The organism is Flavisphingopyxis soli, assembly GCF_007995095.1.
GTDB lineage: Bacteria > Pseudomonadota > Alphaproteobacteria > Sphingomonadales > Sphingomonadaceae > Flavisphingopyxis > Flavisphingopyxis soli.
Genome location: NZ_VOPY01000002.1, coordinates 642,798 through 655,120 on the forward strand (window position 1 = coordinate 642,798; position 12,323 = coordinate 655,120).

At 64.8% G+C, this 12,323-nt stretch carries 12 protein-coding genes; 5 read left to right on the plus strand and 7 right to left on the minus strand.

Annotation, left to right across the window (positions count from 1 at the left end):
* Positions 1 to 18: 18 nt before the first annotated feature.
* The 5 genes from ntrX to dusB all read right to left on the minus strand — a co-directional run bounded on the left by ntrX (position 19) and on the right by dusB (position 7,209).
* Positions 19 to 1,413 carry a nitrogen assimilation response regulator NtrX gene (gene ntrX / locus FSZ31_RS09685; RefSeq protein ID WP_147123131.1) on the minus strand — a complete coding sequence of 465 codons (1,395 nt, stop codon included), beginning with the start codon at positions 1,411 to 1,413 and terminating at the stop codon, positions 19 to 21.
* A gap of 4 nt (positions 1,414 to 1,417) precedes the next feature.
* Positions 1,418 to 3,658: a sensor histidine kinase gene (locus tag FSZ31_RS09690; RefSeq protein WP_147123132.1), complete on the minus strand. Its 2,241-nt coding sequence runs from the start codon at positions 3,656 to 3,658 to the stop codon at positions 1,418 to 1,420.
* 70 nt (positions 3,659 to 3,728) lie between these two features.
* Positions 3,729 to 5,126, minus strand: a complete 1,398-nt coding sequence (locus FSZ31_RS09695) for a sigma 54-interacting transcriptional regulator (RefSeq protein WP_147123133.1) — start codon at positions 5,124 to 5,126, stop codon at positions 3,729 to 3,731.
* A complete protein-coding gene (locus FSZ31_RS09700; protein WP_147123134.1) occupies positions 5,123 to 6,169 on the minus strand; it encodes a two-component system sensor histidine kinase NtrB in 1,047 nt (348 codons plus the stop codon). Before FSZ31_RS09700 ends, FSZ31_RS09695 begins: the two co-directional genes overlap by 4 nt.
* Positions 6,166 to 7,209 carry a tRNA dihydrouridine synthase DusB gene (gene dusB, locus FSZ31_RS09705; RefSeq protein WP_147123135.1) on the minus strand — a complete coding sequence of 348 codons (1,044 nt, stop codon included), beginning with the start codon at positions 7,207 to 7,209 and terminating at the stop codon, positions 6,166 to 6,168. The genes FSZ31_RS09700 and dusB overlap by 4 nt, the downstream gene beginning before the upstream one ends.
* A gap of 80 nt (positions 7,210 to 7,289) precedes the next feature.
* Here dusB and FSZ31_RS09710 point away from each other — a divergent pair, with 80 nt between their 5' ends.
* Positions 7,290 to 8,465 (plus strand): bifunctional 2-C-methyl-D-erythritol 4-phosphate cytidylyltransferase/2-C-methyl-D-erythritol 2,4-cyclodiphosphate synthase, encoded by a 1,176-nt coding sequence (locus FSZ31_RS09710; protein ID WP_147123136.1) that lies wholly within the window; start codon positions 7,290 to 7,292, stop codon positions 8,463 to 8,465.
* Positions 8,462 to 9,007: a CinA family protein gene (locus FSZ31_RS09715; protein ID WP_147123137.1), complete on the plus strand. Its 546-nt coding sequence runs from the start codon at positions 8,462 to 8,464 to the stop codon at positions 9,005 to 9,007. Before FSZ31_RS09710 ends, FSZ31_RS09715 begins: the two co-directional genes overlap by 4 nt.
* On the opposite strand, the gene FSZ31_RS09720 is transcribed toward FSZ31_RS09715, so the two are convergent.
* Entirely contained in the window at positions 8,932 to 9,429 is a 498-nt protein-coding gene (locus tag FSZ31_RS09720; protein ID WP_147123138.1) for a type II toxin-antitoxin system RatA family toxin, read from the minus strand. The two genes, FSZ31_RS09715 and FSZ31_RS09720, sit on opposite strands and share 76 nt — an antisense overlap.
* Positions 9,430 to 9,431: 2 nt before the next feature.
* Positions 9,432 to 10,376 carry a lipoyl synthase gene (lipA, locus tag FSZ31_RS09725; protein ID WP_147123139.1) on the minus strand — a complete coding sequence of 315 codons (945 nt, stop codon included), beginning with the start codon at positions 10,374 to 10,376 and terminating at the stop codon, positions 9,432 to 9,434.
* A gap of 80 nt (positions 10,377 to 10,456) precedes the next feature.
* On the opposite strand from lipA, the gene FSZ31_RS09730 reads away from it, so the two are divergent.
* The 3 genes from FSZ31_RS09730 to FSZ31_RS09740 all read left to right on the plus strand — a co-directional run bounded on the left by FSZ31_RS09730 (position 10,457) and on the right by FSZ31_RS09740 (position 12,321).
* A complete protein-coding gene (locus FSZ31_RS09730) occupies positions 10,457 to 11,104 on the plus strand; it encodes a carbonic anhydrase (RefSeq protein ID WP_147123140.1) in 648 nt (215 codons plus the stop codon).
* A gap of 207 nt (positions 11,105 to 11,311) precedes the next feature.
* Positions 11,312 to 12,043, plus strand: a complete 732-nt coding sequence (locus tag FSZ31_RS09735; RefSeq protein WP_147123141.1) for an NYN domain-containing protein — start codon at positions 11,312 to 11,314, stop codon at positions 12,041 to 12,043.
* Entirely contained in the window at positions 12,040 to 12,321 is a 282-nt protein-coding gene (locus tag FSZ31_RS09740; protein ID WP_147123142.1) for an acylphosphatase, read from the plus strand. Before FSZ31_RS09735 ends, FSZ31_RS09740 begins: the two co-directional genes overlap by 4 nt.
* Positions 12,322 to 12,323: the final 2 nt, after the last annotated feature.

The following is a 12,323-nucleotide window of genomic DNA, read 5'->3' on the forward strand; positions in this document are numbered from 1 at the left end:
TTAACAGGGGCCGCGCGCTTACTCGGTGGCATCCTCATCGGCAGCACCGCGAATTTCCGCGATCCCGAGCGTCTTGAGCTTGCGATGCAGCGCCGATCGCTCCATCCCGATGAACGCCGCAGTGCGCGAAACATTGCCCGAAAAGCGCTTGATCTGGACGCGCAGATATTCGCGTTCGAACGATTCGCGCGCTTCGCGCAGCGGCGCACCGACCATGAACATCTGGGCGTTGGCGTTCTCGCCGCTTTCTCCGGTGATTTCCGACGGCAGCATGTCGACGGTGATATTGCCAAGATCCTCGACCGGGTTGAGGATCATGACCCGCTCGATGACGTTGCGCAGTTGGCGGACATTGCCCGGCCAGTCGTGCGCTTCGAGCGCGCCGATCGCATCGGGCGACAGCGCTGGCGGGCCAAGCCGTCGGTCGGCGGCAAATCGCGCGAGGAAATGATCGGCGAGCGTGGCGATATCGTCGCGCCGGTCCTTGAGCGGCGGCAGGATGACGGGCACCACATTGAGCCGGTAATAAAGATCCTCGCGAAAGGCTCCTTGCGCTATTTCGGCTTCGAGATCGCGCGACGTGCCCGATACGATCCGGACATCGACATGGACCTGACGACTGCCGCCAACACGGGTAAATGCCTGGTCGGTCAGCACGCGCAGTATCTTGCCCTGCGTGGTCAGCGGCATGTCGGCGACCTCGTCGAGGAACAACGTGCCGCCGTGGGCCTGTTCGAGCAGGCCCGGACGGACCAGTTCGCCCTGCTCCTCGACCCCGAACAGTTCCTCCTCGACGGTGTCGGGCGACATGCGCGCCGCGGTCACGATGTGAAACGCCGCCGCATTGCGCCCGCTCCAGCTGTGCAGCATCCGCGCGGCAACCTCTTTGCCCACCCCCGACGGGCCCGAAATCAGGACGCGGCTACCGGTCCCCGCAACGCGTTTGAGCGTGGCGCGCACCGCGTTGATCGGCACGCTGTTTCCCGTCAGTTCGTCGACCTGCCCGACCCGGGCCTTGAGCCGGCGGTTCTCGTCCTTGAGCTGTTCGGTTTCGGTCGCGCGCGTAACGAGGTGGAGCAATCGCTCGGCCTCGAACGGTTTTTCGATGAAGTCGGCGGCGCCCTTGCGCACGGCGGCAACCGCGGTGTCGATATTGCCATGGCCCGATACGACGAGCACGGGCAGCGTCGGATCGCGCGCCTTGATCTCATCAAGCAGGTCAAGACCGTCGAGCCGCGATCCCTGCAGCCAGACGTCGAGCAGAACGAGCGACGGCCGGCGTTCGAGGATTGCCTGCAACGCGCCGTCGCTGTCGGCGGCCGATCGTGCGGTATAGCCTTCGTCTTCGAGCACCCCCGTGACGAGATCACGGATGTCCTTTTCATCGTCGACGATCAGGATATCGAGCGTCATCTGGCTAACTTCCTTGCTGCGTTTCGTCGTCTTCGGCACCCGTTGCGTCGGCATCGCTGCCGAGTGCCGCGAGCTGGTCGCGATCGAAGATGATCGCAACCAATGCGCCGCCGCCGTCGCGGTCGGAAAAAGCGATCGTGCCCTTGTGATCTTCGACGATTTTCTTGACGATCGCGAGGCCCAGGCCGGTGCCGCCTTCGCGCGTCGTCATATAGGGTTCAACCAGCGTATCGCGCTGCTGCGGCAGACCGACCCCGCTATCAGCCACGCCGATGACGAGCGTCGAGCCGCTTTCGACCAGGCTCACCTCGATCGTCTTGTCCGACGATTTGGGATTGCGCTGAATCGCCTCCACCGCATTTTTGACGACGTTGGTTAGCGCCTGGGTCAATTGGCGCCGGTCACAAACCACAGGTCGCAAATCATCGGCCGAAGCGAGCGAGAAATCGATCTCCGGATGCGCAACTTCGTGAAGAAAGACCGCCTGGCGAACGATATCAACGAGGTTTTCGGCATGAAAGACGGGTTTGGGCATGCGCGCAAAGCTTGAAAATTCATCGACCATGCGGCGCAGGTCGCCGACTTGGCGGACGATCGTGCCGGTCAGCTTGGCAAAGGTGCCGTCGTCTTCGATCGTCCGGCCATAGCGGCGCTGCAAACGCTCGGCGGCAAGCTGGATCGGCGTCAACGGGTTCTTGATCTCATGCGCGATGCGACGTGCCACATCGGCCCAGGCGGCGCGGCGCTGGTCGGTCAATTGCTGGGTAATGTCTTCAAAGGTGACAACATGGCCCTGATGATCGCTCGACACGCGCACGGCCAGCGTCCGCTCGTCGGCACCCGAACCGATATTGACGATCGCCCGCTTGTCGCCACTCGCCACGACATCGGCAAGCTCGGGGCGCAGGCTGGCAAGCGTCTGGCCCACGGCCCGCTCCTGGTCGGTATCGAGCAGATCCTGTGCGCCGACATTGAGCAACTGCACGCGCCCGTCGCGACCGATCGAGAGGACCCCTGCCGATACGCCCGACAGGACCGCCTCGATCAGCGCGCGGCGGCTTTCGATCTGGCTGTTGGCGTCGAGCAAGGCGCGCGTCTGGACGCCGAGTTGCTCGGTCATGCGGTTGAATGCGGTCGACAGCGCGCCAATCTCATCGGGCTGGGCGCTGTGTTCGACGCGCGCTTCGAGGTCGCCCGACGCGACCCGCCGCGCCGCGGTGACAAGTTCGGTGATCGGTCGGACAAGGCGGTCGGCAACGACAAGCGCGGTCCAGACCGCGAACCCGACAAGGATCAGCGATACGATGTAGATCGACAGGTTGAACTGCAACTGAAGCTGACGCGAACGGGCGAACAGCGCGTTATAGTCGGTCAGCACCGCCTGCGCGGTCTCGATCTGGTTGAGCCCGAGCGAATTGGCATCGCGGCTGGCGTACAGGAATATCCGGCGCTCGCGGTCGAACAGCGTCGCGGCGGCAATCCGGTTCGAATCGGCGACGACGATAACGCCCTCGCCGGCCATGAGGCGGTTGGCGACATCGGGCGGGATAAGATTGTCGGCCTCGCGATTTTCGGGATCGATCAGCGACAGGGCGCGGGCAATGCCATCATCGCCGATCTGGATGATCGCCGACCGCGTCAGGTTGCGCGCGACCATCTGGTAGAGATAATAATCGGTAAAATCGCTGCTGCCGATCGGCGAGCGCTGACTCCACTGGGCGAGGTCTTTCGCCATTTGCGGCGTGTTGTCTCGCACTGCGTTGACGTTCTCGTCGTAATATCCCTGCGCCAGGCTGGCAGCATTTTCGAGCATCCCGCGCGACCGGTCGGAGAACCAGAAATCGACGCCGTACTGGAACAATAACGAGGCGAAGATCGCGACGAGCAGCGTCGGCACCGCCGCAACGAGGCTGAACAGGGCGACGAGCCGGACGTGCAGGCTGTGGCGACCGGTCTGAGCATGCGGCGTCCGTCGCCGCGCGATCCGGCGGCCGAGCAGGACCATCAACGCCATCGCCGGGACCAGATTGGCGACGAGCAACACGGCGACGAGCGGCGGGGTCAGCAATGCGCCCGATTGGCCCTTGGCCATGACGACGAAATAGGAGATCGCCGCCATCGCGACCATCGTCGCCAGAGTGACAAATTCGACTATGCGGGCGGGGGGAAGTCGATCCTGCAAAATCGTGGTCGTGCGGTGAAGCCAGCCAGCCCGCGCGACAGGTGTTGCATTTTGGCCATCCATGTTGCCCTTTTACGACTTTTGCCGGGCTTGCAAAGGATATAGCGGCGATCGGTTCACCGCACCGCGGCGATCACGGCAAATCGTGGCGCGCCAGTCGCTTGCGCAGCGTGTTGCGATTGATCCCGAGCCGCTCGGCTGCGCGCAATTGATTGCCTCCGGTTTCGCCCAGAACGTACTCGAACAACGGCCGCTCGATTCGGGCGAGCAGGTCGTCATAAAGCGCGCCGGTAGCGCTCGGCGCTCGATCCGCCAGCCAGCCGGCGATCGCACCGTCGATACCGTCGACGTCACCACCCGACTCATCCGTGGCTGTGACGAACTGGGCGCGGACATCGCTCACCCCGAACGTGTCACCGCGCGCTAGCACGCACATGCGATAGACAAAATTCTCGAGCTCGCGGACATTGCCTGGCCAGTCCTGTCGTTCGATCAGTTTCAGCGCGGCTGCACTGATCGTCTTGGCGGGCAGGCCGCGATCCTGCGCCCCGACCATGAAATGCCGGCACAGGCCGGCGATATCACCGCGCCGCTCGCGTAGCGCGGGTACCGCGACGGGAACGACGTTGAGACGATAGAACAGGTCTTCGCGAAACCGCCCCTCGGCGACGAGGTCGGGCAGCGAGCGATGCGAGGCGGCGATGATGCGGACGTCCGAGCGACGCACCTCCGACCCGCCAACCGGCGAATATTCGCCTGACTGGAGGACGCGCAGGAGCCGTGTTTGCGCATCGAGCGGCATGTCGCCGATCTCGTCGAGGAACAACGTGCCGCCTTCAGCCTGGCCGAAGCGTCCCTCTGTGCGTGCGTTCGCGCCAGTGAAGGCGCCCCTTTCGTGGCCGAACAGCTCCGATTCGACGAGATCACGAGGGATTGCCGCCATGTTGATCGCGACGAACGGTCGTTGCGCGCGCTGTCCCGATTGATGGATCGCACGCGCGACGAGTTCTTTGCCCGTGCCCGATTCGCCGCCAATCAGGACCGCGAGATCATTGTCGGCGAGCCGCGCGATCACGCGGTAGAGCGCTTGCATCGGCGGCGTGCGGCCAATCAGCAATTGCTCGCCGCCATCGGGGTCCTGCGCCGGTTCGGCCGCCGAGGCTTCGCGGTGCATCGCCGCAGCGGTGGTTTTCAACAGTTCGTCGAGATCGAACGGCTTGGGCAGATAGTCGTAACTGCCGAGCCGCGCTGCGCGGATCGCGGTATCGAGCGTGTTCTGCGCCGACACGACGATCACCGAACAGCCATCCGTATTTGCCAGCGCGTCGGCCAGCGTGTCGAAGCCGTTACCGTCGGGAAAAACAACGTCGGTAATCAGCAGGTCGTATGCCGCGCCCGCCAGCATCGCATCGCGAGCCGCGCGCGTTTCGGCCAATGCGACGCGGTAACCCGCCCCTTCGAGCGAGGCCTGGATGACCGTCGCGACCGCATTGTCGTCCTCGGCAAGCAGGATGTGGGGCGAACCGCTCACTCTGCCCTCGCCAGCATCAGGCGGAAATGACTCAGCCCTCGTGTGTCGTCGCGGGCATATTCGATCGTCCCGCCCATGTCGCGCGCGAGCCGGTCGACCAAAGCCAGGCCCAAGCCGGTGCCGCCGCTGCGCCCGCTGGCGAAGGGGCGAAAGAGGTCGGGCAGGATCGCCGCGGGGACGCCGGGGCCGTTGTCGCTGACGCAAATCATGATCGGTGCATCGCGCGGGCGATCGTCGGGACCGCGCCCGGCGCTGTGGCCGTGGCGATAGCCGGTCGACACGATAATCTTCGCATCGTCCTGCCCGGCTAGCGTCTCCGCCGCGTTTTTCACAAGGTTGAGCAATATCTGGACGAATGCATCCTCATCGAGCGACGCCTTCGGCAACGACGGATCGTGGCGTTCCTCGATCGCAATATCGGCAGCAAAGCCCGCGCGCGCGAGATCGAGCGCATGGCGGATCAACGGGAAGATGCTGGCCCCATGGAGATCGAGCGAGCGCTGCGACGAGAGAATTTCCATCCGGTCGATCAGCGCGGCAATCCGATCGACCTCGCGGCAGATCAGCATCGTGAAGCGCGCCGGGTCAGGCGTGCCGCTGGCGATCAGCTGCGCCGCGCCGCGGATGCCCGACAGCGGATTCTTGATCTCGTGGGCGAGGATCACCGCCGCGCCCTGAGCCGAGGGCTGCGCAGCTGCGGCGCGCGTTGCATCAGCACTCCGTGCTGGCAAAAGCGCGACGACGGTCCGCCCCGCCTCGTCGGTCTCGGCGAGAATATCGAGCGCCAGCGTGCGACCGGGGAGCGCCAGCGCGACGTCGAACGCGCGCATGACCTGCGACGCCGGATACTCTCGTCCGGCAAAATCGGGCGCGATGTCGCTGAAATGTCGCCCGACGAGCTGGCGATCGGCCAGTCCGAGCTGGTTCTGGGCGGCAGGGTTGACCGCAATGATCGTGCCCGTCGGGTCGAGCATCATCGTCGCGACCGGATGCGCGTCGAATTGCCTGCCCTCGCCGTCTCTCGCGGGGGCAAGCGTCGTCACGCCGCCGCCTGCGCCGGTGCGGGCCCGGCGAGCAGCGGGGTGTAGAATGCCTCGAGCATATCGAGCACCTTCGCCGCCGCGGGCACCTGGTTGACCGCATTGCGGAACTCGGCAGATCCGGTCAGCCCCTTGGTATACCAGCCGATATGCTTGCGCGCGAGATTAACCCCGGTCATTTCGCCGTAATGGTCGAGCATCGCGCGATAATGTTCGACGATCAGCGCATATTGTTCGGCAAGGCTGGGATCGGCACGCCGCTCCCCGGTCGCCAGCCAGTGCATCATCTGGCCAAGCAGCCAGGGCCGGCCATAGCAGCCGCGGCCGATCATGACGCCGTCGGCACCCGACTGGTCGAGCGCGGTCGCGACGTCCTCGATGCTCGTAATATCGCCATTGACGATGACCGGCACCGAAACCGCGTCCTTGACCGAGCGAACGAACGACCAGTCGGCGCTGCCACGATACATCTGGCAACGCGTGCGGCCGTGGACGGTGATCATCTTGGCACCCAGGTCCTCGGCAATGTGCGCGAGTTCGGGTGCGTTGAGGCTGTCATGGTCCCAGCCCATCCGCATCTTGACGGTGACGGGAACCGAGACCGCCTCGACCGTCGCCTTGATCAGCGCCGCGGCGAGCTTGGGGACGCGCATCAGCGCCGATCCCGCATCGCCGTTGACGACCTTCTTGACCGGACACCCCATGTTGATGTCGATGATCGCCGCGCCGCGCTGTTCATTGAGCTTGGCCGCCTCGGCCATCTCATCGGGGTTACAGCCGGCAAGCTGGAGCGAGACAGGCTCTTCGAGCGGATGCCACGCTGCCTTCTGCAGCGACTGGCGCGTTTCGCGGATCATCGCCGGGCTGGCGATCATCTCGGTGACGTTGAGACCCGACCCATAGCGCCGGACGAGCGTACGGAACGGCATGTCGGTCACCCCGGTCATCGGCGCGAGGATGACGGGCATGGCAATATCGATATTGCCGACCCGGATCGGGCCGACCGCAGGATGCGGGGTCGAAAGAGGTTGTGGGCTGGTCATATGCTGCTCAAAATTTAGGCACGGGCCTCTAACCCTATTCGCTCTGGCGGGCAAGCGCGCCCTGCGCTAGGCGCGCAAGCATGACGGCCCCCATAACGATCCCCAGTATCGCTGCGATCGTCCTTGCTGCCGGCAAGGGCGTGCGCGCAGGCGGCAGCGCGCCCAAGCAGTTCGCGCGGCTGGCGGGCAAGCCCGTGCTCCGCTGGAGCGTCGAGACGCTGGCGCGCGATCCTCGAATAGGATCGGTCGTCGTTGTAACGCACCCCGATAACCGCGACGACGCGGTCACGATCCTCGAAGGCATACCAGGACTGACATTCGCCGATGGCGGCGCCACGCGGCGCGAGAGTGTCGCAAGTGGCTTGGCAGCGATCGATGGCGATCTCGTCATGGTGCACGATGCGGCGCGACCCTTGCTCCCCGTACGCGTTCTCGATCGGCTGATTGCCGCGATGGACGACGGCGAGCTTGCGGGGGCGGCCCCTGCCCTGCCAATCGCCGACACGCTGGCGGAGCGCGACAATGCGGCACTCGGCGCGGTCGTCGATCGCGGCGCGCTGGTCCGCATCCAGACACCGCAGATTTTCCGCACCGATGCGCTCATGGCCGCCCATCGCGACTGGCAAGGCGAAGAGCCCACCGACGATGCGCAGATGGTGCGGCAGGGGGGCGAAAGTGTCGGTATCGTCAAAGGGGCAGCGATGCTCGACAAGATCACCTGGCCCGACGATCTCGCCCGGCTGGCGGCGCAGGTCGGCGCCAACCGCCGGATCGCGACAGGCATGGGTTTCGACGTCCATCGCCTCGTCGCGGGTGAGGAATTGTGGCTCGGCGGCGTCCAGATCGCGCACGACAGGGGACTCGCCGGACACAGCGACGCCGATGTCGCGCTTCACGCGCTGACCGACGCGATCCTCGGCGCGATCGGCGCGGGCGATATTGGCGTACATTTCCCGCCAAGCGACCAGCAATGGCGCGGCGCACGATCTGACCGATTCCTGAAGCATGCCGGCGATCTCGTTGCCGCCGCCAATGGAGCGATCCAGTCGATCGATCTCACGATCATCTGCGAGGAACCCAAGATCGGACCCTATCGCGAAGCCATGCGTATTAGGATAGCAGAGATACTCGAGATGAGCGTAACGCAGGTCAGCGTGAAAGCCACGACGACCGAAGGACTGGGCTACGCCGGACGAGGCGAAGGCATCGCCGCCCAGGCGATCGCTACCTTACAGATCACGGAACCACCGATATGACCGATCCGATCTTCAACCTGCCACGTGAACTGATCGACACCGCCGCGCGGGTGATCGACGAGAATCGCGTGGCGGGACGCACCGTGGCACTGGCCGAAAGCTGCACCGGCGGGCTCGTCGCCGCCTGCCTGACCGCGGTATCGGGCAGTTCGGACGTTTTCACCGAGGGCTTCGTCAGCTATTCGAACGACGCCAAGGTGCGCATGCTCGGCGTCAGTTCGGAGATTATCGAGACGTTCGGCGCGGTCAGCCTGGCCGGCGCGTGGGCGATGGCGCTCGGCGCGCTCAAGAATTCGGACGCCGATATCGCTGTCGCGGTCACCGGGATTGCCGGACCGACCGGTGGCAGCGATCAGAAACCCGTCGGGACGGTCGTGTTCGCCCGTGCCATCCGCGGGCAGAATCCCGACAATATCTATGCCGAACGGATGCACTTCGATCTCGACGATCGCGGTGCGATCCGGCGTCAGGCCACGCTGTTCGCGCTCGAGCTGCTGTCGCCATCCAAGGATGCCGAGTGTGCTGCCAGCCCTTCGCCGTAAAGCGCATCGGCGCGTGTTTCGAACGCGCCGATCATCTTGCGCAGCGCCGAATCGAACATCGCCCCGGCAAGCTGGTTGAACAGGCCCGACTTGAACGCGAAATCGACGCAGAAATCGACCTCGCAGCCCCCCTGCCCGTCGTCGCTGAAGATCCATTCGTTGTGCAGGTACTTCAACGGACCGTCGAGGTAATCGACACAGATGCTGCTCGGCCGTTGCTTGACGACGCGGCTGGTGAACTGTTCGCGTAGCGCCTTGAAGCCGACGATCAGGTCGGCGACCATTTCGGTCTCGCTGTCCGAGCGCACGCGCACCGCCATCACCCAGGGGAGGAACTCGTCATAGGCGCCGACATCGGCGACGAGCGCGTACATCTGCTCGGGCGTGTACGGCAGGTGCCGGGTTTCGTGGTGGCGGGGCATCGTCAGCCGCGTGCGGACTGCGCCGCCAGCCTGGCCTCGCGTGCCGCCTTCATCTGGGCGAAATCGTCGCCGGCATGGTAGCTCGAGCGCGTCAGCGGCGACGATGCGACCTGGAGGAAGCCCTTGGCGCGGGCGATCTGGGCATAGGCGTCGAACGCCTGCGGGGTGACGAAATCGATCACCTTGGCGTGCCGCGGGGTCGGCTGGAGATACTGGCCCATCGTCAGGAAATCGACATCGGCGCTGCGCATGTCGTCCATCACCTGGTGCACTTCCAGTCGCTCTTCGCCGAGGCCGAGCATGATGCCCGACTTGGTGAAGATCGTCGGGTCGAGCCGCTTGACCGTCTCGAGCAGGCGGAGCGAGGCGTAATAGCGCGCTCCGGGACGGATCGTCGGATAGAGCCGCGGGACGGTCTCGAGATTGTGGTTGTAGACGTCGGGCCGCGCGGCAACGATCGCTTCGACCGCGGCCATCGACTTGTTGCGGAAATCGGGGGTCAGGATCTCGATCGTCGTGTCGGGCGTCGACCGGCGCAGCGCCTCGATCACCTTGACGAACTGCGACGCACCGCCGTCGGGCAGGTCGTCGCGATCGACCGAAGTGATGACGATATGCTTCAGACCGAGCTTGGCCGCAGCCTCGGCGGTATGTTCGGGCTCGAATGGGTCGACCGCGCGCGGCATGCCCGTCTTGACGTTGCAGAAGGCGCAGGCGCGCGTGCAGACGTCGCCCAGGATCATCACCGTCGCGTGCTTCTTGGTCCAGCACTCGCCGATATTGGGGCAGGCCGCCTCTTCGCACACGGTATTGAGGCTGAGGTCACGCATCAGCTTGCGCGTTTCGGCAAAGCCGGTGCCGCCGGGTGCCTTGACGCGAATCCAGTCGGGTTTGCGCTGGCGTTCGGGACGGGCGGGAGCGGCGATGACAGGTGCGGGATCGTTCATGCCTGCGCAGATAGCGATGGTCCGCTTGCTTCTCAACCTAAGTCTTGCGCGACGCGGCGGTTGACGGCAAATGAGCGGCCATGACCGAATTTGTCGAACTGCTGGCGGGCTATCGCCGTTTCCGTGACACTGGCTGGCGCGAACAGCGCGCGCGCTGGGATGAACTCAAGGACGGCCAGGCGCCCAAGACGATGATTATCGCCTGTTCGGACAGCCGCGTCGATCCGGCGCAGATATTCGATACCAATCCGGGCGAGATGTTCGTCGTGCGCAACGTCGCCAATCTCGTCCCCCCGTTCGAACAGGGCGGCGGTCGCCACGGCGTTTCGGCCGCGCTCGAGTTCGCCGTGACCCAGCTCAAGGTCGCCGACATCGTCGTCATGGGCCACGGCGCCTGCGGCGGCTGCGAAGCGGCCTTTACCGGATCGTTCGCCGATGCCGAGGAAGGCAGCGGCGGCTTCATCGCGCACTGGGTCGACATGCTCGACGACGCAGTGGCCCGCGTCCGCGAAGAGCATGGCAGCGAAAAAAGCCGCACCGCGCTGCGTGCGGTCGAACATGAAGCGGTGCGGGTCAGCCTGGCCAATTTGCGCAGCTTCCCGTTCGTCTGCGATGCCGAGGCGAACGGTACGCTGGCGCTGCACGGAGCGTGGTTCGCGATCTCCGACGGGATCCTCCACCGGCTCGACGAAACGCGCGGCACCTTCGCGGCCGAACCGGTCGAATAAATTAATCGTCATTGCGAGCGGCGCAGCCGCGCGGCAATCTCTGCGACAGCTGCTTCGGTAGTTCTGGGCGTTCGAGGACAAGGAATTCCCGATACTGTCGCAACCGGTCAACGCTTTGCCCTCTCGGGAGATTGCTTCGTCGCCTTCGACTCCTCGCAATGACGGATTAGGTTGATTTCCTCCCGGCGCCAAGCGATGACGCTGGCCATGTCCGACACCGATCACCGCAATTCACCCAACATCGTCCTGCTGATCGACGCCGATAACGCGTCGCCCTCGGGTATCGACCCGGTACTGACGGTCCTGGCCGAACTGGGCTCGGTCAATATCCGCCGCGTCTATGGCAACTGGCGCAAGCAGAGCCTCAAGGGCTGGGCCGATATCGTCCACCGCTTCGGCATCGAGCCACAGCAGCAGTTCGACCTGACCAAGGGCAAGAACGCGACCGACATGAAGATGACGATCGACGCGATGGACCTGTTGTTTCGCGACCGCGTCGATGGCTTCGGCATCATGTCGAGTGACAGCGACTTCACCCCGCTGGCCATGCGGATCAAACAGGCGGGCGTGCCCGTTTACGGCTTCGGCAGCGCCAAGACGCCCGAGGCATTCAAGCAGGCGTGCAGCCGCTGGATCGACGTCGACGAGCTGATCCGTGCGGCCAAGGAAGACGACAGCCCCAAAGGTCACGGCGGCGAAAAGAAACGCGCGGTGACCAAGGAGCTGATCGACCTGTTGCTCGACGCCTATGGCCAGTCGAAGCGCGACGAGCGTGGCTTTACCAAGCTGTCCGAAGTCGGCCAGCGCGCGGGCAACCGTTCGAGTTTCGACACGCGCAATTTCGGCTTTGCGCGCCTGTCCGACCTGATCGCCGAAGTGCCCAATTTCACCGCCGAACGGCGTGACGACGGGCAAATGTGGGTAAAGAGGCTGAGATGAGCGAAACCGCCGTCAGGGTCATGATAGCCGGCCGCGTGCAAGGCATCGGCTATCGCATGTGGGCGCAGGGCAAGGCGCGCGGGCTCGGCCTGCTCGGCTGGGTGCGCAATCGCCAGGACGGCACTGTCGAGGCGCTTGTCCAGGGCGCGAGCGACAAGGTCGAGGCATTCCTCACCGCATCGGAAAAGGGCCCGCGCGGCGCCCGCGTCGACGATGTCATGGCGGTACCCGAGGCGACCCAGCAGCTGTCGAACTTCGAAATCGTCCCCGACGCCTGAAC